The organism is Bradyrhizobium sp. CCBAU 11361 (assembly GCF_028128935.1).
In the GTDB taxonomy this organism is placed as follows: Bacteria; Pseudomonadota; Alphaproteobacteria; order Rhizobiales; family Xanthobacteraceae; genus Bradyrhizobium; species Bradyrhizobium niftali.
In genome coordinates, this window is sequence record NZ_LBJZ01000183.1 from 1 (window position 1) to 21,562 (window position 21,562).

The 21,562-nt window shown below is 63.7% G+C and carries 20 protein-coding genes and 1 pseudogene; 4 read left to right on the forward strand and 17 right to left on the reverse strand.

Features of this window, described 5'->3' with window-relative positions; genetic code table 11:
• Positions 1–368: 368 nt before the first annotated feature.
• The 10 genes from XI08_RS24745 to XI08_RS24790 form a co-directional block, all read right to left on the reverse strand.
• Complete coding sequence (locus XI08_RS24745; protein WP_271576355.1) at positions 369–1,346, reverse strand: peptide ABC transporter ATP-binding protein; 978 nt, start codon at positions 1,344–1,346, stop codon at positions 369–371.
• Positions 1,343–2,371 (reverse strand): ABC transporter ATP-binding protein, encoded by a 1,029-nt coding sequence (locus tag XI08_RS24750; RefSeq protein WP_271576356.1) that lies wholly within the window; start codon positions 2,369–2,371, stop codon positions 1,343–1,345. Before XI08_RS24750 ends, XI08_RS24745 begins: the two co-directional genes overlap by 4 nt.
• Before the next feature lie 15 nt (positions 2,372–2,386).
• On the reverse strand, positions 2,387–3,295 hold the full coding sequence (locus tag XI08_RS24755; RefSeq protein WP_271576357.1) for an ABC transporter permease subunit: 909 nt from the start codon (positions 3,293–3,295) through the stop codon (positions 2,387–2,389).
• Positions 3,292–4,302: an ABC transporter permease subunit gene (locus XI08_RS24760; RefSeq protein ID WP_271576358.1), complete on the reverse strand. Its 1,011-nt coding sequence runs from the start codon at positions 4,300–4,302 to the stop codon at positions 3,292–3,294. The genes XI08_RS24755 and XI08_RS24760 overlap by 4 nt, the downstream gene beginning before the upstream one ends.
• Positions 4,303–4,386: 84 nt before the next feature.
• A complete protein-coding gene (locus XI08_RS24765; RefSeq protein WP_271576359.1) occupies positions 4,387–5,988 on the reverse strand; it encodes an ABC transporter substrate-binding protein in 1,602 nt (533 codons plus the stop codon).
• A gap of 619 nt (positions 5,989–6,607) precedes the next feature.
• A complete protein-coding gene (locus tag XI08_RS24770; protein ID WP_271576360.1) occupies positions 6,608–7,414 on the reverse strand; it encodes an SDR family NAD(P)-dependent oxidoreductase in 807 nt (268 codons plus the stop codon).
• Positions 7,415–7,492: 78 nt separating this feature from the next.
• Positions 7,493–8,785, reverse strand: a complete 1,293-nt coding sequence (locus tag XI08_RS24775; protein WP_271576361.1) for a TRAP transporter large permease — start codon at positions 8,783–8,785, stop codon at positions 7,493–7,495.
• Complete coding sequence (locus tag XI08_RS24780) at positions 8,776–9,324, reverse strand: TRAP transporter small permease (RefSeq protein ID WP_271576362.1); 549 nt, start codon at positions 9,322–9,324, stop codon at positions 8,776–8,778. Before XI08_RS24780 ends, XI08_RS24775 begins: the two co-directional genes overlap by 10 nt.
• Before the next feature lie 64 nt (positions 9,325–9,388).
• A complete protein-coding gene (locus XI08_RS24785) occupies positions 9,389–10,360 on the reverse strand; it encodes a TRAP transporter substrate-binding protein (protein ID WP_271576363.1) in 972 nt (323 codons plus the stop codon).
• Between the two features lie 21 nt (positions 10,361–10,381).
• Entirely contained in the window at positions 10,382–10,642 is a 261-nt protein-coding gene (locus XI08_RS24790) for a hypothetical protein (protein ID WP_271576364.1), read from the reverse strand.
• Positions 10,643–10,897: 255 nt separating this feature from the next.
• Here XI08_RS24790 and XI08_RS24795 point away from each other — a divergent pair.
• Positions 10,898–11,482, forward strand: a pseudogene (locus XI08_RS24795) (cyclase family protein); the annotation flags it as partial.
• A gap of 10 nt (positions 11,483–11,492) precedes the next feature.
• On the opposite strand, the gene XI08_RS24800 reads toward XI08_RS24795, so the two are convergent.
• Positions 11,493–12,221, reverse strand: coding sequence for a Crp/Fnr family transcriptional regulator (locus tag XI08_RS24800; RefSeq protein ID WP_027545945.1), 729 nt, complete (start codon positions 12,219–12,221; stop codon positions 11,493–11,495).
• A 505-nt stretch (positions 12,222–12,726) separates the two neighbouring features.
• Positions 12,727–13,440, reverse strand: a complete 714-nt coding sequence (locus tag XI08_RS24805) for a helix-turn-helix domain-containing protein (protein ID WP_271576365.1) — start codon at positions 13,438–13,440, stop codon at positions 12,727–12,729.
• 158 nt (positions 13,441–13,598) lie between these two features.
• Here XI08_RS24805 and XI08_RS24810 point away from each other — a divergent pair, with 158 nt between their 5' ends.
• Positions 13,599–13,916, forward strand: a complete 318-nt coding sequence (locus XI08_RS24810; RefSeq protein ID WP_027545943.1) for a c-type cytochrome — start codon at positions 13,599–13,601, stop codon at positions 13,914–13,916.
• A gap of 6 nt (positions 13,917–13,922) precedes the next feature.
• Here the strand turns inward: XI08_RS24810 and XI08_RS24815 are convergent, their stop codons facing one another.
• From XI08_RS24815 to XI08_RS24825, 3 genes are read right to left on the reverse strand one after another with little or no spacing between them, the layout of a single operon-like run.
• Positions 13,923–15,026 (reverse strand): ABC-type transport auxiliary lipoprotein family protein, encoded by a 1,104-nt coding sequence (locus XI08_RS24815; protein ID WP_271576366.1) that lies wholly within the window; start codon positions 15,024–15,026, stop codon positions 13,923–13,925.
• A 3-nt stretch (positions 15,027–15,029) separates the two neighbouring features.
• On the reverse strand, positions 15,030–15,809 hold the full coding sequence (locus tag XI08_RS24820; RefSeq protein ID WP_271576367.1) for an ABC transporter ATP-binding protein: 780 nt from the start codon (positions 15,807–15,809) through the stop codon (positions 15,030–15,032).
• A 2-nt stretch (positions 15,810–15,811) separates the two neighbouring features.
• Positions 15,812–16,948, reverse strand: a complete 1,137-nt coding sequence (locus XI08_RS24825) for an ABC transporter permease (protein WP_271576368.1) — start codon at positions 16,946–16,948, stop codon at positions 15,812–15,814.
• A 173-nt stretch (positions 16,949–17,121) separates the two neighbouring features.
• Between XI08_RS24825 and XI08_RS24830 the strand changes: the two genes are divergently transcribed.
• Entirely contained in the window at positions 17,122–17,397 is a 276-nt protein-coding gene (locus XI08_RS24830; RefSeq protein WP_271576369.1) for a hypothetical protein, read from the forward strand.
• Positions 17,398–17,886, forward strand: coding sequence for a phage holin family protein (locus XI08_RS24835; protein ID WP_271576370.1), 489 nt, complete (start codon positions 17,398–17,400; stop codon positions 17,884–17,886). It begins immediately after the preceding gene.
• 9 nt (positions 17,887–17,895) lie between these two features.
• On the opposite strand, the gene XI08_RS24840 is transcribed toward XI08_RS24835, so the two are convergent.
• Both XI08_RS24840 and XI08_RS24845 read right to left on the reverse strand, forming a co-directional pair.
• Positions 17,896–20,589 (reverse strand): bifunctional acetate--CoA ligase family protein/GNAT family N-acetyltransferase, encoded by a 2,694-nt coding sequence (locus XI08_RS24840; RefSeq protein ID WP_271576371.1) that lies wholly within the window; start codon positions 20,587–20,589, stop codon positions 17,896–17,898.
• 70 nt (positions 20,590–20,659) lie between these two features.
• On the reverse strand, positions 20,660–21,499 hold the full coding sequence (locus XI08_RS24845) for a universal stress protein (RefSeq protein WP_271576372.1): 840 nt from the start codon (positions 21,497–21,499) through the stop codon (positions 20,660–20,662).
• Positions 21,500–21,562: the final 63 nt, after the last annotated feature.

The window sequence follows — 21,562 nt, forward strand, 5'->3', positions numbered from 1 at the left end:
GCCTCCCTTAAGTGGTGCTCAACACCTCCACTTTGGCACATCGATGCCGTCGGCGGGGCGTCCACCCCATCATAAACTTGCGCTGCACTTCGTATGAGGTCCGCTCTGCCTCTGACAGCGGCGCGTTGGCGCACCTCACCTCAGGTCCGAGATGGGCCAAACTCGGAAGTCAGGCTGTCCAGCTCCTACGTCTGCTTTATCCTCACGAACGGACATCGCCAGACGCATTCTTTGGGCATCCTGCTCGCCACGTCATAGCGGCGCAGCGCAACCGTCTTCGTTCTCTCGCACGAAGCAGCGTAGCTTGTCCGGCGTAGCGGCTTGCGAAGCCGGACGCTCAGTTCATCGCTTGGCACGGCCAATCGGCTCTAAGCCGCCTGTACTTCCAGGAAACGCTCGGCGTAGTGGCAGGCGACGAGGCGGCCGTCGAGCGGGCGCAAGAGCGGACGCTGCGTGCGGCAGAGATCCGTCACATAGGGACAGCGGGTCGAGAACACGCAGCCTTTCGGCGGATCGAGCGGCGAAGGCAACTCGCCCTTCGGAACGATGCGCTGGCGTTTGCGACCGAGGCCCGGCGTCGCGTCAAGCAAGGCCTGTGTATAGGGATGCAACGACCGCGCAAAGATGCGCTCTTTCGGCCCATGCTCCACTGCGATCCCCAGATACATGATCATCACGTCTTCGGCAATGTGACGCACCACGGCGAGATCGTGCGAGATGAAGAGATAAGCCAGCCCCAGTTCGCGCTGCAGATCGACCAGGAGGTTGAGAACCTGCGCCTGCACCGACATGTCGAGCGCGGACACAGGCTCATCGGCAACGAGCAGCTTCGGCCGCAGCATCAAGGCGCGCGCGATTGCGATGCGCTGACGCTGGCCACCCGAGAACATGTGCGGATAGCGGCCATATTGCTCCGGTCGCAGCCCGACCTTCGCCATCATGTCGAGCGCCTGCGCGCGCCGATCCTGCTTGGAGAGCCTGGTGTTGATGATCAGCGGCTCTTCCAGTATTGCGCCGATGCGCTTGCGCGGATTGAGCGACCCATAAGGGTTCTGAAACACGATCTGCACGGTGCGGCGCAAGGTCCTGACGGCGCTAGCCGGGGGATTGATCGCATCGACGCCGTCGAGCATCAGCGTGCCGGCGCTCGGTTTCTCGATCAGCGTCACGAGCCTTGCGAGCGTCGACTTGCCGCAACCGGATTCGCCGACGACCGCCAGCGTCTTGCCGGCTTCAAGCGCGAACGATACTCCGCCCACGGCCTGCAGATGCGCCGGTGGGCGAAACCAGCCCTGCTTGATTTCATAATTGCGCTTCAGATCGGTGGCGGTGACAAGCGCCGTCATGACACGCTTTCGCGCCTGAGGATCGACGCGCCGCCCCCATCGGCCGCGATGCGCTCATCCCGTGTCGGATCGCCGAGCGGATAATGACAGCGGATCAGACCGTCCATCCAGGGGCGCAGATCGGGACGCACCTTGTCGGCCAGCGGCGTTGCATGGATGCAACGTGGACTAAACAGGCACCCCGGTGGTCGATCATGGAGCCCCGGCACCACGCCAGGAATGGTGGCGAGCCGTCCGCCATCACTCGCCTCCGGGCGTGCCGCCAGCAACGCGGCTGTATAGGGATGCTGCGGCGACGCAAACAGGCTCTGCGTCGGGCGCTGTTCCATGATCTGTCCCGCATACATCACGGCGACTCGCTCAGTTGTGTCCGAAACCACACCCATGTTATGCGTGATGAGGATCAGCGCCATGCCACGATCGCGTTGCAGAGACAGCAGCAGATCGAGGATCTGCGCCTGGATGGTGACATCGAGCGCCGTCGTCGGCTCATCCGCGATCAGGAGCTTCGGATTGCAGGCGATCGCCATCGCAATCATGACGCGCTGGTTCATGCCGCCCGAGAGCTGGTGCGGGTAGGCCGACAGCCGGCTCTCCGGGGCCGGAATGCCGACTTGCTCCAAGAGCTCGATTACGCGGCGCCGCGCGGCCTTGCGATCCATCCCTTCATGGACGTGCAACGTCTCGGCCAACTGATAGCCGATCGTGAAAGAGGGATTGAGCGATGTCGTCGGCTCCTGGAAGATCATCGCGACGTCCTTGCCGGTGAGCGCGCACCGCTCGCGGTCGGACAAAGTCTGCAGATTCCGCCCCTCGAACAGCAGCTTGTCGGCTCGGACGCGCCCCGGATAGGGCACGAGTCCCATCAGGGCCAACATGCCGACGCTCTTGCCGGAGCCGGATTCGCCGACGATTCCCAGCACCTCGCCTTTTTCGAGCGTGATGTTGACGCCATCCACGGCGCGCACCATCCCGTTCTGGGATGGAAACTCAACCGATAGATTTTCAATCTCGAGCAGCGGCATCAGATCGACTTCAGGCTATCGCTTGAGCTTGGGATCGAGCGCGTCGCGCAGTCCGTCGCCCAGAAGGTTGAAGGCCAGCACGGTCACGAGGATCGCCAGGCCCGGAAGCGTGACGACCCACCAGGCCCGCAGCACGAATTCGCGCGCGTCCGCCAGCATGGTGCCCCATTCCGGCAGCGGCGGTTGCGCACCGAGACCAAGGAAGCCGAGCGCGGCCGCGTCGAGGATCGCGGTCGATATGCCGAGCGACGCCTGCACGATCAGGGGGGCTGCACAGTTCGGCAACACCTCCTTGAACATCAGCCGAAGCCGGCCGGCACCTGCGACCTTGGCCGCGACGACGTAATCCTTCGATACTTCGCTGATCACGGCGGCGCGCGCAATCCGCACATAGTGCGGCAGCAGCACGATCGCGACCGCCAGCATCGCATTCATCAGGCCTGGTCCCAGGATCGCAACGATCACGATCGCAAGCAAAAGGCTCGGCAGCGTCAGCGTGACGTCCATCAGCCGCATGATCGTGATCTCGATCACGCCGCGGAAAAAACCCGCGACCAGACCGAGAATCGTCCCGGCGACCACCGACAACGTCACCACCGCGATGCCGATCAGAAGCGACAGCCGCGCGCCATGGATGAGACGGGATAGAATATCGCGGCCGATCGCATCGGTACCAAGCGGATAGGCCATCGATCCGCCCTGCTGCCAGAACGGGGGCTTGAGAAAGACCGCATTGTTGGTGAGGATCGGAGAATGTGGCGCGACGACATCGGCAAGGAGCGCGAGCAGAACCAGAACGGCGATCACGGCGAGGCCCGCCACGGCGCCGAAATTCGCCTTGAAGTCGGACCAGAACTGCAACAGCGGATGCGGCGGCGCGCCCGGCTGCGCCACGACGGGAGTGTTGAGGACTTCGGCGGTCATCTTGTGTACCGGATGCGGGGATTGATCAGCCCATAGGCGACGTCAACCAGCAGATTGACGATCATGACGATCGCGCCGATCAAGAGCGTGCCGCCCTGCAGGACCGGATAGTCGCGGCGGTTGATGCCCTCGATCAGCCATTTGCCCACACCCGGCCAGGAGAAGATGGTCTCGGTGAGGATTGCGCCAGTAAAGAGAACACCGACCTGCAGCCCGATCACCGTCACCACCGGGATCAGCGCGTTACGCAACGCGTGGATCGCGATCACCCGCCAACGCGGCACCCCTTTGGCGCGGGCGGTGCGGATATAATCTTCGCCCAGCACTTCCAGCATGGCGGACCGCGTCATGCGGGCGATGACGGCAAGCGGCACCGTGCCGAGCACGATCATCGGAAGCACGAGATGCGACAGGGCCGAGCGAAACGCGCCGAAATCACCGGCCAGCAGTGCATCGATCGTCAGGAAACCGGTCACCGGTTCGATGTAGTATTGCACGGCGATCCGGCCCGACACCGGCGTCCATCCGAGCTGCACGGAAAAAAGCAGGATCAGCAACAATCCCCACCAGAAGATCGGCATCGAATATCCGGTGAGTGAGATGCCCATCACGCCGTGATCGAAGATGGAGTTGCGCCGGACCGCCGCGATGATCCCGGCTGGTAACCCGAGGCCTAACGCAAACAGGATCGCGCAGACCGATAGTTCGATCGTCGCCGGGAACAACGTCCCAAATTCGGAGATCACCGGCTCATGGGTGACGATCGAGCGGCCAAGGTCGCCATGCGCCAGCCGCGCCAGATAGAGGCCGTATTGCACCAGAACCGGCTGATCGAAGCCGTACTCCTTGAGCAGTTGCGCGTGCCGGGCCGGATCGATGCCGCGTTCGCCCGCCATCGTCTCGATGGGGTCGCCGGGGATCAGGCGGATCAGCACGAACACAAGCAGCGTAATCCCGATAAAGGTCGGAACCACGAGGCTAAGTCGGGTAAAGATGAACCGGAGCATGCCGTTCCCTGCCACCCTCCCCGGAAAGGAAAGGGTAAAGAAAAATGGGTGGAGTCTGCCAAGCCACTCCGGCCCTGTCTCCTGCTATTCCTTGACGTCGACGCCGTAGAAGTTGTGGCGTCCGAACGGCGACAGCTTGAAGTCGATCACCCTCTTGCTGACGGGCTTCAGCTGCACCGCGTGCGCGATGGTGAACCACGGCGCCTGCTCCTTGAAGATCACCTGCGCCTGCTCGTACAGCTTGGTCCGCTCGGCCTGATCGCTGACCGTCTTGGCTTTCACGACCAGGTCGTCGAATGGCTTGTAGCAGAATTTGGCGATGTTCGAACCCGACGCCGTTTGCGCCGAGGCGCAGCCCAGCAATGTGTGCAGGAAGTTGTCGGGGTCGCCGTTGTCGCCGGTCCAGCCGAACATGCCCATCTGATGCTCGCCAGTCTGCAAGCGCTTGCGGTATTCGCCCCATTCAAAGGACTTGATCTCGGCCTTGATGCCGATCTTGGCGAGGTCGGCCTGCATCAGTTCGGCAATGCGCTTGGCGTTCGGATTGTAGGGCCGCTGCACCGGCATCGCCCACAGATCGGTTTCGAGGCCGTTCGGGTATCCGGCGTCGGCCAGAAGCTTCTTGGCTTGCTCCGGATCAAAGGGATCGTCCTTGATGCTGTCGTTGTACGACCACATGGTGGGCGGGATCGGGTTCTTGGCCGCGATGCCGGTCGACAGATAGACAGCATCGATGATCGCCTTCCTGTCGATCGCCATGCTGATGGCCTTGCGCACGCGCACGTCGTCGAAGGGCTTCTTCTGTGTCTGGAACGCGAGATAACCGATGTTGAGGCCGGGCTGCTCCAGGATCGTGACGTTCGGATCCTTCTTGATCGCGTCGATGTCGGCCGGGTTCGGATAGGGCATCACGTCGCATTCGCCCTTCTGAAGTTTGGCCCAGCGAACGGATGCATCCGGCGTGATCGCATAGACGAGGTCGTCGATCTTGGCCTTGCCGCCCCAGAATTCAGGGAATGCCTTGTAACGAATCACGGCGTCCTTCTGGTATTGCACCAGATAGAATGGGCCGGTGCCGATCGGATCCTGGTCGATCTTCTCAGGCGTACCGGCCTTCAGCATGGCATCCGCATACTCCTTCGACTGGATGGCTGCGTAGGGCATCGCGAGATCGGCGAGGAAAGGCGCTTCCGGCTGGTTGAGCGTTATCTTGATGGTGTAGTCGTCGAGCTTCTCGACCGACTTCAACAATTTCGGCATGCCCATGTCGCCGAAATAGGAATGGTTCGGACTCGTCACCTTGAAATACGGATTGTCGTCCTTCCATTGCCGCTCGATTGAGAATAGGACGTCGTCGGCATTGAACTCCCGCGTCGGCTTGAACGACTTCGACGTCGCATGCCACTTCACGCCCTTGCGCAGGTTGAAAGTATAGGTGACGCCGTCAGGCGAGATCGTCCATTTTTCCGCGAGGCCCGGCACCACTTTCGTGCCGCCGCGCTCGAATTCGACAATGCGGTTGTAGATCGGCTCATTGCCGTCGAACGATGTGCCGGTAGTGTTGACGCCGGGATAGAAGTTCTCCGGGCTGCCTTCCGAGCAGTAAATCAAGGTTTTGGCGGACGCGGTCGAGGCCACCGCGAGCGCCGTAGCGCAGACGCCGGCGAGCAGGGTTGATCTGTTCACTGTCGGAACTCCTGGTGAATTCTCTCGGCGCCGTTGACGCAGGCTGCGCCAAAGACGTCAGAAACGAGATTGCGATTGTGTATTGGAGCTGTCAATGCGTCCTGGGGTGACGGGATGACGTTTCGAAGAAAAGTCATCCGACTCTGAAATCGTGCGGAGGTGGGGCAGCGGCGATTTTCTGCTTTAGTCCTGAAGGCGGACAAGAACCCGACCCGGTACGAAGTCGGTCGTGGGCCCAACAGCAGACCTTCAACAGTGGGCCGGTCGGCCATACATTCAAGTTGGTGCAACTGAGATGTCAGAATGACCTACGTTCCCCCGCCGCCCGAGCCCCCAATCGCCCTTCAGCAGGCGCACTCGGATGTGCGTTCCTTTTTCTCGCGACAATGGCGGCTGTATTTTGGATTGCAAAATGGCTCGGCCCAGTTCTGACACAGAGGGGCTGGAGCTGAAGTCCGGAGGCCAGTCGTCTTGTTCGGGGTCACTTGCAGGCATCCCGCGAGCAAGCCGCGAGGTCCGCTACGGGTCACAAGCCGCCGATCACGCTCAAGGTGGCAGACTTCCGCTTTGCGTTGGTAAGCCGACTTTATGAGTACACACCTAGGTGCCGACAGTCGTCCTATTTGTGCAATTGGGTGAGCCCGGTCGGCGGACCGTCGACCGCCGTCCAGCCGCCATCGACGAACAGCGTGCTGCCGCTGACATAGCTCGCGGCGTCGGAAGCGAGATAGGCCACCGCCGTTGCGACCTCGTCGGCGCTGCTCCAGCGGTTGAACACGGTGTGGCCGGCATAGAGATTGTAGATGTCGGGACGCTGCTTGAACGGGCCGGTGAGCGCGGTCTCGGCGATGCTCGGCGCAATCGCGTTGACGCGCACGCCGGCACGACCGACCTCGGAGGCAAAGCCCTTCACCAGCAGGCCGATCGCCGCCTTGGTCGAGCCATAGACGCCAAGGCCCGGTTCGATGGTCACCGCGCGCACCGAGGAGCAGGCGATGATGCTGCCGCCCTTCTGCTCGACCATGATGCGGCCGAAAGCCTGGAAGAACCAGACCGTGCCCTTGACGTTGAGATTAAGGACACGGTCGAGATCCTCCTCGGTGTAGTCGAGGATCGTCTTGCGGATGTTGAGCCCGGGCGTCGTCACGGCGATGTCGAGCCGCGGGAACTTCTGCATCACGGTTTTGGCCAGCGCGTTGACGTCCGCAGCATTCGCGGCGTCACATGCCGCCGCCTCGGCCCAGCCGCCCTTGTCGCGAATGCCGGCGGCGGTCGCTTCCGCTGCATCAATCGCACGATCGGCACAGACGACTCGAGCGCCGAGCCCGGCCAGCGCCTCGGCCGACGATTTCCCGATGCCCGAGGCGGCGCCGAGCACCACGGCCGTCTTGCCGGTGAGATCGAAGAGCTTGCGATAGTCGGTCACGGACAGATTCTCCCTGTTACTGTGACGCAAACTACGCAAGCCCGCTGCACCGGCCAAGTGCCGACGCGCGCACGGCAGCTATCCCTTGTATCCCATCAGCAGGCGCGGCAGCCACAGCGAGAAGGCGGGGACGTAAGTAACGAACATCAGCGCTGCGATCAGCGCGGCATAGAACGGCAGAATGGTGCGCATCACCGCGCCCACCGAGATGCCGCCGATCGCGCAGCCCACGAACTGCGTCGTTCCGACCGGCGGGGTGTTCAGCCCCAGGGCGCAGTTGATCAGCATCAGCATGCCGAACTGCACGGGGTCCATACCCGCCTTCATCGCGATCGGGAGGAAGATCGGGGTGCAGATCAGGATGGTCGCCGCCATGTCCATGAAGGTGCCAAGCACGAACAGGATGACGTTGATGAGCAGGAAAATCATCCAGGGCTGCGTGGACACCTTGCTCATCAAATCGCCGGCGAAATCGGCCACCTCGTAGAGCCCCATCAGATACTGGAACATGGTGGAGACGCCGATCAGCAGCAGCACCACGCCGGTCGTCTTCACCGCCTTGGCGGCGGCCCGCAGGAAGTTCGGCAAGGTCATGGTGCGGTAGATGAAGAACGTCAGCACGATCGTGTAGGTGACCGCGACGGCTGCGGATTCAGTAGCGGTGAAAACGCCGGAGAGGATGCCTGCCAAGATGATACCGACGATCAGAAGACCAGGCAGCGCGGCCGCGAACGAACGGAAGACCTCGGTCCAGCCAGGAAACTTGCCGGCCGGATAGCCGCGCTTCACCGCGACCGCGTAAGCGGCGACCAGCATGCACACCATCAGCACCAGCGCCGGCAGGAGGCCGGCGGCGATCAGCGCGCCGATCGACACCTTGCCGCCGGCGGCCAGGGCATAGATGATCATGTTGTGGCTGGTCGGCATCAAGGCCCCGACCAGCGAGGCGTGGGTGGTGACGTTGACGGCGTAGTCGGTGTCGAAACCTTCCTTTTTCATCATCGGGATCATCACCGCGCCCATCGCCGACACGTCGGCCACGGGCGAACCGGAGACGCCGCCGAACAGCGTGCAGGCGACCACGTTCGACATGCCGAGCCCACCGCGGATGTGTCCGACGAGATTCTTGGCGAGCTGCACGATCTTGTCGGCGACGCCGCCATGCAGCATCAGCTCACCGCTGAAGACGAAGAACGGAATGGCGAGGAACGAGAAGATGTTCATCCCCGACATCATCTGCTGGAAGATGACGGCAACCGGCAGGCCTTCGTAGAGGATGGTGCAGATCGCCGACAGGCCGATCGCGAAGGCGACCGGGACGCCGAGGATCAGGAAGCCGAAGAAGGAGGCGCCGAGGATGATCAGTTCCATGAGGGGACGACCTCTTCGCCGCGCAGGAGAGCAATGATGTGCTCGATTGAAAAGAACACGATCAGGACGCCGGAAGCGATCAGCGGCACGTAGCGGATCACCTCGGGAAGGCCGAGATTGGGAATCTTCACGGTGCCGACCGACGCCCCGAGGATCCAGCCGTTGTAGGCCATCGCAACGCCGAACACGGCGACCAGAACGTGGATCACGAGCTCGATCTTCTCGCGCACATTATCCGGAAGCATGACCAGCAGACTGTCCATGCCGATGTGTCCGGCATCGCGCACGCCGACGGCGGCGCCGATCAGCGTGACGTACAGGATCAGGACCAGCGCAAGGTTCTCCGTCCAGGTCGGGCTGGAATTGAGCACGTAACGTCCGAACACCTGGTAGAACACGATGGTGACGATGACGAGCAGACCGGTCACGGACAGATACATGCCCGCGCGCGCAACGGGGGCATTGATCCGCGACAGCAGGCCGGTGGACGGGCGTCCGGCGACCTCCTGCTCGTGGCTTGCGACGTGTGGGTCTGTCATTCCCGCCTCTCCTTGCGTGGGTCCGGTGTCACCTCGCGGCGACGCCGGACCCGGCGCCATGGCCTTACTTCGTGTCCTGGATGCGCTTGACGAGGCTCTGCAGCTTCTCGTCACCGGCGAACTTGGCGTAGACCGGCTTCATCGCGTCGACGAATTCCGCCTTGTTGGCGATCGTGACGACCTGGACGCCGGCAGCCTCGACGGTCTTGCGGGACGCCTGCTCACGCTCGTCCCAGAGCTTGCGCATGACGGGCACCGATTCCTTGGCCGCCTTGCGGATCATCGCCTGATCCTCCTTGCTCAGCGTATCCCAGACCTTCTTCGACATCACGAGAACTTCGGGCGCCAGCGAGTGCTCGGTGACGTTGTAGAACTTGGCGGCCTCGAAGTGACGCGAGGACTCGTAGGACGGCCAGTTGTTCTCGGCAGCGTCCACGAGGCCGGTCTTGAGCGCGGTATAGACCTCGCCATACGGCATCGGCGTCGGGTTGGCCCCGAGGCTCTGGATCATGCCGACCCACAAGTCGGATTGCTGGACGCGGATCTTCAGGCCCTTGAGGTCGGCGAGCGACTTGACCGGGGCCTTGACGGTGTAAATGGAGCGGGCGCCGCTGTCATAGTAGGCAAGGCCGACCAGGCCCGCGGGCTCCATCGCTGCCAGGATCTCATCACCGATCGGCCCGTCAAGGACCGTGCGCATGTGCTGCGTGTCCCGGAAGATGAAGGGCAGGCACAACGCGATGGTCTCAGGCACGAAGTTGTTCAACGGCGATGCGTTGATTCGCATCATGTCGAGCGCGCCGATCTTGAGCTGCTCGATGGTATCCTTCTCGGAGCCCAGGGCTCCATTGGGAAACACCTTCACGCCGAGCTTGCCGCCGCTCGCCGTCGCGAGCTGCTTGCCCATGAACTTGACGGCCTCGACGGTCGGATAATCGGCGGGATGGATGTCGGCGGAGCGGAAATCGCGTGCGACCGCCAAGGGCGCTGAGACCGCCAGCACAGCGGCTGCGATGATACCGGTGAGTGTCTTCATCTGGGCTTCCTCCTGAGTTGATTATGTCGTTGTCGGGCAAATGCTGCGCGCCGCCTTGGGTCGCTCCACTTCAGGTGTAAAGTCAAGCGTTACAAACGCACCACCTTGGTAGGATTGCGCGGCGGAGTCGAGCGGATTCGGCTGCTTCATGATTGCCGGCGCGGAAGATGCGGCCGTCATCGCGCTCCCCCGGGCGGGGGCCTGCGCGGCAAGTGCTCCCTGCCATCGCGCCTCGCCATTGGCCGATGCCGGATGCGAGCGAACGATGCTCGTCGTGTCCATGGATGTTCCTCTCGGTTTGTGCTCGACCGCTATTGATTGCGGCTTGGAGGTTCGGACGAGACGGTCGCCCTTCCCGGTGAACGCGCGGCGTCGGCGCGATGTCGCCAATATCGTCCCTAGGGCGGGCGGCATTCTGAGTCCAAGCCAAATCCGGCATCGATCGATGCAGGACTTGCATCGATCGATGCCGTACTGCCTCGGGGAGGCAATCGGCAGGCACTCCCGATTTCCGGAATAGCTGGAGCGTCCTCCGGGTCGACGCATAACGGCACCCATCTCGATGCGCCCTGGCACTTCCACCCGACCATGAATCGCGGCGAGCGGTCATGGACGATCGACGAGGTGCCGCTGGAATGGTGTCTTCAGCCCGGCGTGAAGCTCGACTTCCGGCACCTGCCGGATGGTTACGTCGTGACCGCCGACGACGTCGAAAAGGAGCTCAAGCGCATCGGCCACACGCTCTCGCCGCTGGAGATCGTCGTCGTCAACACCAGCGCGGGCGCCAAATTCGGCCAGGCCGACTACGTCAACTCCGGTTGCGGCATGGGTTACGAGGCCACCATGTATCTGCTCGAGCGCGGCGTGCGGCTGACCGGCACCGATGGCTGGAGCTGGGACGCGCCGTTCGTCTACACCGCGAAGAAATATGCCGAAACAAGCGACGCCGGCCTGATCTGGGAAGGTCACAAGGCGGGACGGCACATCGGCTATTGCCATCTCGAGAAGCTGCACAATCTCGATCAATTGCCCCCGGCCGGGTTCACGGTCTCATGCTTCCCGGTGAAGATCGAACGCGCCTCCGCGGGCTGGACCCGCGCGGTCGCCATCATCGACGGTTAAGCGAACGCAATCACTCGCCGCCGAGGCCGCTTTCGGCGAGCTCGCGCAGCGCATCGATGTCGAGCACGACGATGGCGCCATGCTCGAGGCGGACCCAGTTGCGTCCGGCCCAGGCGCGCAATTGCTTGTTGATGCTCTCGCGTGTCATCCCCACCATCTCGCTAATCTCCTGCTGGGTGATGGCGAGCGTGCCGCTGCCGGAGTCGAACTTGCGCTCCTCGGTGAGACCGAGCAGCGCGCTTGCGAGCCGGCCCGGCAGATTCTGGAGGATGACCTGCTCGACCTGCTGGCTGGTCCAGCGCAGGCGCGCGCAGAGCAGCTCGATGAACTTCATCGCCAGCGCGGGCTGGCTCTTCACGAAGGGAAGGAAGTCCCGGCGGTCGATGATGTAGAGCTCGCAGTTGGTGTTGGCGGTCGCGTCCGCCGAACGCGGCGCGCCGTCGAGAACCGCGATCTCGCCAAAGATTTCTCCGGGGCCGATGAGATTGAGAATGGCGTTCCGCCCGTCGGGCGAGGAAGAGGATATCTTTACCGTGCCCGCGATCACCGCGAACAAATTGTTGCCGGGATCGCCCTTGGCGGCGATCGTCGCACCGCGCTTCACGGTGGTGTGCTTGGCGTAGCGGCAGAGCTGATCGAGCGCGTCCGGCTCCAGATCCGCGAAGATCGGGTGCTTGCGCAGGACCGATAATTTGTTGCCCGCCGCTTGTCGGGGGTCGCCGGTCTTGTCCTGAGGCACGCCGCTGGGCTCCTAAGACTGCGAGGCACTGGAGTTCCTGCGTAGTCAGTGTTGCCCCGCATTTCAACCGGAAAGCATGCGCGCGGTTTGAAGCAAATGCGGCGAAAATGCTGCCGCCCGGCTCGAAGCCGGCATCCGAAGGATGCGCCAATGCGTCCCGGTGGATGCAGAGTTGCAGGCACCGCACGCCGTGATTGCGTTAAGACGCTGCCGAACGGCCAGGGGCCGGCCGGGCGAGCGTCGGCGGTTAACCGCGTCAGACGAGACTTATGATCAGGAGCTTCAGCGCCTGGAATCAGGGTCAAGCCGGCCCGCGCTGGTTTGTCGGCCCGCCCACGCCAGAGCTGCGGCGAAAGTGACGAAGATCGCCACGACAACAATGGTCATCAGCAACGCGTCAGTAGGCATCATGCTCCCCCAGGGTTGTTTGAGGGGCATTATTTGCGGCCGGCGCCCGGGCGTCATTGATCGGGATCAAAAATCCGAGAGCGCTGTGGAAAGCCTGTCAGGCCGCGGCCAAGGCCTCGACGCGCGCCGGGTCGACCAGGCTGATACCGCCATGAATGATGGCGATCGCTCCGTGGCGTTCAAGCTTGGTGAAGGTGCGACTGACGGTCTCGATGGTCAGGCCGAGATAATCGGCGATGTCCTGGCGGCTCATCGGAAGTGGAACCGTGTCGGACGCCCCCCTGAGCGCGAGTAGCCGCTCACGCCAACCAAGCAGAAAAGCCGCAACCTTCTCGTCCGCCGAGCGTCGGCCGAGCAACACCATATGGTCGCGTGCCTGGCTCAACTCGCGAATGGCCAACTCGTTGATCCGCCTGAGCAGTTGCGGCCGCTCCTCGATAAAGCGCCCGAAGGGTGCCTTCGCGAACTGGCACACGGTCACCGCGCCGATTGCATCGGCAGAAAAATTGTGGCGGCCGGACAGATTCATCCCCAGGAAATCGCCGGGCAAGGCGAAGCCGACGATTTGCCGCCGGCCATCAGGGAGCAGCTTGTACAGCCGCATGACGCCTTCGAGAACGTTGTAGAACGAGGTCGTGATGTCCTCCTCAGAGAACACAGTCTCGCCTGAGGAAAAATGGACACGGCGTCCGAGATGCTCGAATTCCCTGAGCTCGGCTGCATCCAGCGACGAACAAACCGCCGATGCGCGGACGGCACAATCGCTACAGAAATGCCCGTTCGGCTCAATAGTGACCACGGAAGGCTTCATCCACCGCTCCTAGCGTCGATCCAACTCCGCCCCTCGGCCGAGTCCGCCACGCGCATTTGCATTTTACTGCGCTGTCACAAACGCGATTGACCCAGATCAATCCTGGCGGGCCTCCTCTCTCTATTCTGCCTCGAGAGTTCGACGGGATCCCGCCTTCCATGTTTCAGCACGCGCTCCGCCAGGGCCTGATTGGCCTCTTTCTGATCACGCCTGCGCTGGCGGCGCCGACCGCCGAACAGCGCGGCAAGGCCTTTGCCCGGGCCAATTGCGCGCGCTGCCACGCGATCGACCGCGTCTCCGAGAGCCCGCTCAAGGTCGCCCCGCCGCTGCGCACGCTGCACCGGAATTATCCGATCGCGACCCTTGGCGAGGCGCTCGCCGAAGGCATCTACACGGGCCACGCCGACATGCCCGCCTTCGAGCTCAGTCCGGACCAGATCCACGACCTCCTGTCCTACCTGAAGACGCTGGAATAGGCGGCCTCACACCGCCTGCACGCTCCAGCCGATCAGCTCCTTCGCGATGCGGGAAAAAGCCGCGTCGAACGCTGCGACCGCAGCGGCCGGTTCGACCTTGTCGAGCTTTTCGCTGGTCTCGACGAGGCGAGAGGCGACCACCTTGCCGTTCTTGTCGACGATCCGCGCCGATAGTCCGATCTCGACCCTTGTCTCGCCGTCCGTAGCAATCCGGAAGCGCCTGATGTCGATCAGCAGCTGGTAGTCCGCCTGCCCGAGATCGCTCGTGCGCAACGGCGCATGGGCGATGTCGTAATTCTCGAAACTGTCGATCAGCCGCGCCTGCACCAGCTTTGGAATGCTGTCGGCCCAGAGGAAATCGGCAAAGCCTGGATTATCCCCGCTAGGCGCAAACAGCATGCGCTGGGTCTGGAGCATCGCGACCGCGGTCGGCTCGGGAATGGCCAGCGACGCAGAAAGCGTCTTGCCGGCCGGTCCGAGATTCTGCGGCGTGCGCAGGTCATAGGTGACCTTTTGCGCGGGCGCGCCGCCGCCGGTCATCTTCTCGAGACCCGCCAGGATGCCGTCGAGCTTGCCGGTGTTGCGTGCGAGCCCGTCCGAGAATGTCTTGAAATTCGCGATGGTGTCCTTCAGCGGGCCGGAATTGTCTTCCAGCACCGAATCCACCCGTCGCAGCGCATCGCGCGCCGCCTGCGTCATGCTCTGGCCGGCGCCGACCTCGGCGATCAGGCTCAGGGGCTCGCCGGACTTGGCGACGATCATGCCGCCCTCCAGCGTCACCACCGGCACGCCGGTCAGCCCCTGGAAATCGAGCCCGACCTTGGTGTCGGTGCGCACCGGCGTGGCCGAAGCAACGGAGATCGTCGCATTGACGAAGCGTGGATTGTCCGGCGCGAGTCCGAGCTGGGTCACCTCGCCGACACGGATGCCGTTGAACAGAACGCCGGCGCCGACCAGAAGCCCCGGTACCGGTCCCTGGAATTGCACCTGGTAGTTCGTGCGCGGCCCAATGCCGCCGGTGTTGTTCAGCCAATAGACGAAGCCGAACACCGCGAGGATCGCGGCCAGCACGAAGGTGCCGATCAGCACGTAGGGAGCGCGGGTTTCCATGTCTCATCTCATCTCGTGTTGCAGCATCTGCGAGCGCTTGCCGTGGAAATAGGCGCGCACCCAGGGATGCTCGGATTGCAGCAGGTCGCGCATCGGGCCAATCGCAACGATCTTGCCGTCGGCGAGCGCGGCGACGCGGTCGCAGACCGTCGTGAGGCTCGCGAGGTCATGGGTGACCATGAACACGGTCAGCCCCAGGGTCTTTTGCAGCGTCCCGATCAGCGCATCGAAATCGCCGGCGGCGATCGGATCGAGGCCGGAGGTCGGCTCGTCCAGGAACAGGATCGGCGGATCGAGCGCGAGCGCGCGCGCCAGCGCCACGCGCTTGGTCATGCCGCCAGACAGCTCCGCGGGATATTTGTCGGCGTCCTGCGCCCGCAGCCCGACCATTTCGAGCTTGGCGATCGCGATCTCGTCCATCAGCTCCTGCGACAGGACGAGATTTTCGCGCAGCGGAAACTGGACGTTCTGGCGGACCGTCAGCGAGGAGAACAGCGCGCCCTGCTGGAACAGGATGCCCCATGTCGCGGCCGCGCCTTGCGTGCCGCGGTTCTGCGTGCCGCCGATCTCGTGCCCCATGACCTCGATGGCGCCGCTCCGGCGCGGGATGAGGCCAATGATGGTCCGCATCAAGACTGACTTGCCGCCGCCGGACGCCCCCACCAGACCGAGGATCTCGCCCTTGCGGACGTCGAGCGAGAGATAGTCGAGCACCGTCTGGCGGCCAAATCCGACCACGAGGTCGCGGACGCGGATCGCGAACTGTTCCTGCGCTTCGCCCATCGTCACATCCCGATCGAGGCAAAGAAGATCGCGAACAGACCGTCGAGCACGATCACCAAGAAGATCGACTTCACCACCGACGTCGTCGTCTGCCGTCCCAACGACTCGGCGCTGCCCTTGACGCGCAAGCCCTCGCTACAGGCGACGATCCCGATCACCAGCGCCATGAACGGCGCCTTCAGGATGCCCACCTCGAAATGAGTGACGGAAATGGCCTCGTGCAGCCGTGCGATGTAGATCGCCGGCCCCATGTCGCCATAGAACTGCGCGACCAGGCCGCCGCCGTAGAGCGCGGCAATCGATCCGATGAAGGCGAGGATCGGCAGCGCGATGACCAAAGCCGCAACGCGCGGCAGGATCAGGACGTCGACGGGATCGAGCCCCATGGTCGACAGCGCATCGATCTCCTCGCGCATCTTCATCGAACCGAGCTCGGCGGTGTAGGCGCTCCCCGACCGGCCGGCGACCATGATTGCGACGATCAGAACTCCGAGCTCGCGCAGCACGAGGATGCCGACCATGTCGACGGTGTAGGACTCCGCGCCGAACCGGCGGAAATGGAAGAATCCCTGCTGGGCGATGATGGCGCCGATCAGGAAGGTGATCAGCGCGACGATGGGAATCGCCTGCCACCCGATGCGGTAGAGCTGATAGACCAGCGACGTCAGCCGCAGCGACCGCGGCCGGCGCAGCACACCGATCACGGCCATGAACAATGCGCCGAGCATTTGCAGGAAGATCGTGATGTCTTCCCGCGCGCCGACCGTGGCCTTGCCGAGATCGCCGAGCCTGAGCAGAACCGGATTGGGCTTGGCCGTCGGCGCCGGCGTGTGGCGGTTGACCTCACGCACCTCGTCCATCAGGCCGCTGAAATGATCGGCGACACCGACGAATTCGGCCGACCTGCCTGCCGATGCGGCTCTGCGCGACAGCTTCTCCAGGACCCAGGCGCCGAGCGTATCCAGCGCGCTGACGCCCGACATGTCCAGGGTCACAACTCTCGACCGATCGACATCGGCTCCGACCGAATGGGAGAGAGTCTCCAGCGTCGTCACATTCGCCGCGGTCCAGGACCCTTCCGGGCGCAATTTCAGCACTTCGCCAGACGGCGTTGCCAGCAACAGCGGTTCGGAGTTCACGCTTCCACCTCATCGGGACGATCGGTCCCCATTCAGCCGCCAGTTCTAGGCCAGCATGTGGCGGGCGGGTTGACCTGTCTCAAGGGCAGGCCCCTTGCCCCCCTTGACGCAAATCAAGCGCGGTCACGCCGGCGGGTCTTAGGTTCGCTCCATTCAATGGAGACATCAAATCCATGTTCGACAGCGACAGGATCAGCGAGGAACTGCGGACGTTGAAGGTGGACGTCACCCGCCTGCTCAGCACGGCCGGCGAGGAGATGTTCGAGAGTTCGAAGGATCGTGCCGAGGCTCTGGCCGATCAGATCAAGGCCGCGCTGGCCGAGCTCGGCGAAACCGTCAGCGACGAGCAGGAGCAGCTTCAGGGCCTCATTGCGGAGCGCCCGATGACATCGCTCGCCTCCGCCTTCGCGCTCGGCGTGGTCGTCGGCTTCATGCTGAGGAGACACTAGGTGAATACCGAGAACGTCGTCAAACATCTGCGCGTCCTGTGGCGGACTGACAGGATCATTGCGGACATCCGGCTGCGGCATCTGCTGGTGGGCCTCGGCCTGCGCGCCTTTGCGGCATTGATCGCGGCGTTCGGGCTCCTCATGCTGGAGCTGTCGGCCTATTTCGCGCTGGTCCAGATCTGGAGCGCCATTGCGGCGGCGGCCATCCTCGGCGCCGTCAATTTTGCCATCGCGGCGGTTCTCTTCGTCATCGCCGGCCGTGCGCCGTCCGGCCGCGACATCGATCTCGCCAATGAGATTCACGGCGCATCCATCGAGGCCCTTCAGCTCGAGGCGCGCGCGCTCCAGGCCCAGGTGTCGGGCGCGGTGCATCATCCGCTGAGCACGATCGTGCCGGTGCTGGTGCCGCTGATCGCGATCATCGTCAAGAGCCTGCGGAAAACGGCCAAGGAGCCGGCCGCTGCAACGTCGGCCGAGGCGCGCTCCTGACCAGCACGCTCAGAGCTTCAGCCGGACGTCGCAGATATCGGGCTCGGTCGGATCAGGCTTGACCTCGAAACCGAGCTGCCGGCACATTTCGAGCATCACGGTGTTTTCCTGAAGCACGTCGCCCGATATGGCCTTCAGCCCTTCGGATCTCGCGTAGTCGATGATCAGTTGCATCAGCGCCCATCCAAGCCCCCTGCCCTTGAGATCGGACCGCAGCAGGATCGCGTATTCGCCACTCTCGTAGATCGAGTCCGAATGGAGCCGGACCACGCCGACCATCTCGCCGGTGGCCTCGTCGAATGCGATGAAGGCCATCGCGCGCGCGTAGTCGAGCTGGGTCAGGCGTGCGATGAATTCATGGGTGAACTCCTTCATCGGCGCGAAGAAGCGCAGGCGAAGGTCATGAGGCGTCACATGGCGCAGGAACCCGTGGATGGTCGGCTCGTCCTCGGGGCGCAACGGCCGCACGAAGATGCGCCAATCGTCCTTGAGCTTGAGGTGGCGCTCCCACTGTGACGGATAGGCGCGAACGGCGAAATTGGCGGGGCCTGAGCCGGCGAATTTCCGCTGCGACGGCCCCACCGCGACACGGGCGTCGACTGCCGTCACGCCGGTTTCGTCCGCGAGCAGCGGATTGATGTCGAACTCGCGAATCTCAGGGATATCGGCCGCCATCTGGGCGAGCTTGACCAGCACCATCGCGACGGCGTCCTGCTTGACGGCCGGCACGTCCCGGTAGGCGCGCAGCAGCCGCGAGACCCGCGTACGGTCGATCAAGTCGCGGGCGAGTTGCAGATCGAGCGGCGGCAGCGCCAGCGCCCTGTCATTGATGATCTCCACCGCCGTTCCGCCCCGGCCGAAGACGACGACGGTGCCGAAGGTGGGATCGTCGGCAAGACCGAGGATCAGCTCGCGCGCCTTCGCCTTGACGACCATCGCCTGGACGATGACGCCGCCGATGCGGGCCTCGGGCCGCAGCTTCCTTGCCCGGGCGAGAATGTCGGAGGCAGCCGCACGCACCGCCTCCGGCGTCGTCAGGTTGAGCACGACGCCGCCGACATCTGATTTGTGCACGATGTCGCGCGACAAGATCTTCAGCACGACGGTGGCACCTTGCGCGAACATCTCGTTCGCGTACGCCACGGCCTCTTCGACATCGGCCGCGGCATAGGTCGGCACCATCGCGATGTCGTAGGCTTCGAGCAAGCGCTTGATCTCGACAGGCTCGAGCCATTTGCGGTCATCGGCGATGGCTGCAGCCACGATCTGCCTGGCGGCCCGGGCGTCAGGCACGAACGTGTCGGGCATCGCAGGGGGAACCTGGCTCAATTCCTCGACCACTTCGCGATGCCGGACCAGATGCATGAAACCGCGCACCGCATCGTCCTCGGTCGGATAGTTCGGAATGCGCCCGCCGGAGAGCGTCTGAATGATCGGCTGATCGGCCCCGACCCAGGCGGCAAGCACCGGCTTTGCCCAACTGCGGTGCTGCTCGCGATATTTGCCGACGAGCTCCGTCACGGTCGTCGCGATGTCGGAAGCCGAGGCGATCGCTGTCTGCACATTGAGGACGAGAACGGCGTCATTGTCAGGGTCGGCGAGCAGCACCTCGAGCGCCGCCGCATAGCGCGATGCATCGGCATCGCCGATGATATCGACGGGATTTGCGCCGGACCAGGTCGGCGGCAGCACGTCATCGAGTTTCTTGCGGGCATCCGCCGAGATGGACGCGGGAATTCCGCCAAGCTCGACCAGTCGATCGACGGCGAGGACACCGATGCCGCCGCCATTGGTCAAAATGGCGAGGCGCTTTCCGGTCGGCGATTCGACGCGGCCGAGCGTCTCGGCGCAGTCGAACAGCTCGCGCAGATCGGAGACCCGCAGGACGCCCGCGCGGCGGAACGCCGCGTCATAGACGGCGTCGGCGCCCGCGAGCGCGCCCGTATGCGTAGCGGCCGCTTTCGCACCCTGCGCCATGCGGCCGGACTTCACCACGACAACCGGCTTGACGCGCGCCGCAGCGCGTGCCGCCGACATGAATTTACGCGCGTCCTTGATGGCCTCGATATAGAGCAGGATCGCACGGGTCTTGTGATCCATCGCGAAGTAATCGAGCAGGTCGGCAATATCGACGTCGATCTGGTCGCCGATCGAGACGATGCCGGAGAACCCGACGCCGCGCTGCGCGGCCCAGTCCACCATGCCGGCAGCGATCGCGCCGGATTGCGAAATCAGCGCGAGACTTCCTGCTCCCGGCATGTGCGCGGCAAAACTGGCGTTGAGGCTCACGCCGGGCATCATGATGCCGAGGCAGTTCGGTCCGATCAGCCGCATGCCGTATTTGCGGGCTGCGGCGACCGCGGCCTCGTGCAGCGATCCCGGTCCATGACCTAGTCCGGCCGAGACGATCAGCGCGCCCGCCGAACCGCGCCGCCCGGCCTGGTCGATGATGCCGGGAACCTCCCGGGCCGGCGCGGTGATGACCACGAGCTCGGGCACGAATTCCAGCCTGTCGAGGCTCGCCACTGAGGCAACGCCGCCGATCTCGGCATGGCGCGGATTGACGAGGCCAAACTGTCCCTTGAATTCAGCCTTGCGAATGTTCTCCAGAACGGCGCGCCCCACGGAAACCGGACGGGCGCTCGCTCCGACAAGCGCAACCGAACGCGGCGACAGCAGATTCTTCAGGCGATAGGTTGACATGAAAGCAAATGCGCCCCGTCGGTGGCGGTTCCGATGGTTGAAAGATCGGGCCGGAAAGCTGGCGGCGAGCCTAGTGCGAGATCATAACCCAGCACGGTGGCTGGCCAATGACGGTCTTTGTCACACCACCCCAGACGATCTCGTTCAGGCGCGAATGATGATAGGCGCCCATCACGATCGCATTGATGGCGTTGGAATTTGCCCAACTTCCGAGCACCTTTCCGATCGAGCTGCCGCCGCCCGTCGTCGTCTCGAACGAGGCACGGACACCGTGTTCCCCCAAATGATCGACGAGGGCGGTTCCGGATTGCACGATCGCGTCGGTCTTGTCGTCGGCTACGGTCACGACGCGGACCGAGGCCGCAGCCTGAAGGATCGGCAGCGCGTCGCCGACCGCCCGCGCCGCGCGCGCGGAGTGATCCCAGGCGATCATGACGTTCTCGAATTTCGGTCGCAGCGTGTCCACGTGCTGTTCCGGACACAGCAACAGCGGTCGCCCGGATTCGAACAGGAGCGTCTCGATAATGTGCTCCGTTCGGCTGTCATGCGGCTTCACGGGGATCAGGGTGAGATCGCTGAAACGCGCATGTTCAGCCAGGATCGACGCAATCTGGTCCGCCGGCACCTTGTCCGACCGGCCTTGGGCCCGAACGTTGGCGCGAGACGCCGCATCGGTAAAGGCATTCAGAAGATGCTGCATATCGCCGGCTCCAGAGGCCCCCTTTGCCTCGGCAGCATCGGGAGCATCGGGAAGCAGCACTTTCGGTCGCACGAAAGCATCTTCCTCGAGCGCAAGCGCGGTGATCCTGGCGCCGAGGTCGGCGGCGACGGCCACGCATTTCTCGATCGCAGCGAGAGCCGGTCCGCGCGGCTGGCCGACAAGCGGCAGAAAAACGTCTTTCAGGGGCATCGGGATTCTCCTTGGCCGCCAGCATAGGCCGGCTTCCGTCAAGACCATTGATCCTCGTCAAGC

Excerpts from the sequence above, each read along its gene's own strand:
- XI08_RS24755 (WP_271576357.1), bottom strand. The coding sequence starts at position 3,295 with ATGACCGCCGAAGTCCTCAACACTCCCGTCGTGGCGCAGCCGGGCGCG.
- XI08_RS24805 (WP_271576365.1), bottom strand. The coding sequence starts at position 13,440 with ATGAAGCCTTCCGTGGTCACTATTGAGCCGAACGGGCATTTCTGTAGC.
- XI08_RS24775 (WP_271576361.1), bottom strand. The coding sequence starts at position 8,785 with ATGGAACTGATCATCCTCGGCGCCTCCTTCTTCGGCTTCCTGATCCTC.
- XI08_RS24790 (WP_271576364.1), bottom strand. The coding sequence starts at position 10,642 with ATGGACACGACGAGCATCGTTCGCTCGCATCCGGCATCGGCCAATGGC.
- XI08_RS24760 (WP_271576358.1), bottom strand. The coding sequence starts at position 4,302 with ATGCTCCGGTTCATCTTTACCCGACTTAGCCTCGTGGTTCCGACCTTT.
- XI08_RS24815 (WP_271576366.1), bottom strand. The coding sequence starts at position 15,026 with ATGGAAACCCGCGCTCCCTACGTGCTGATCGGCACCTTCGTGCTGGCC.
- XI08_RS24830 (WP_271576369.1), top strand. The coding sequence starts at position 17,122 with ATGTTCGACAGCGACAGGATCAGCGAGGAACTGCGGACGTTGAAGGTG.
- XI08_RS24810 (WP_027545943.1), top strand. The coding sequence starts at position 13,599 with ATGTTTCAGCACGCGCTCCGCCAGGGCCTGATTGGCCTCTTTCTGATC.
- XI08_RS24840 (WP_271576371.1), bottom strand. The coding sequence starts at position 20,589 with ATGTCAACCTATCGCCTGAAGAATCTGCTGTCGCCGCGTTCGGTTGCG.
- XI08_RS24750 (WP_271576356.1), bottom strand. The coding sequence starts at position 2,371 with ATGCCGCTGCTCGAGATTGAAAATCTATCGGTTGAGTTTCCATCCCAG.
- XI08_RS24785 (WP_271576363.1), bottom strand. The coding sequence starts at position 10,360 with ATGAAGACACTCACCGGTATCATCGCAGCCGCTGTGCTGGCGGTCTCA.
- XI08_RS24745 (WP_271576355.1), bottom strand. The coding sequence starts at position 1,346 with ATGACGGCGCTTGTCACCGCCACCGATCTGAAGCGCAATTATGAAATC.
- XI08_RS24780 (WP_271576362.1), bottom strand. The coding sequence starts at position 9,324 with ATGACAGACCCACACGTCGCAAGCCACGAGCAGGAGGTCGCCGGACGC.
- XI08_RS24845 (WP_271576372.1), bottom strand. The coding sequence starts at position 21,499 with ATGCCCCTGAAAGACGTTTTTCTGCCGCTTGTCGGCCAGCCGCGCGGA.
- XI08_RS24820 (WP_271576367.1), bottom strand. The coding sequence starts at position 15,809 with ATGGGCGAAGCGCAGGAACAGTTCGCGATCCGCGTCCGCGACCTCGTG.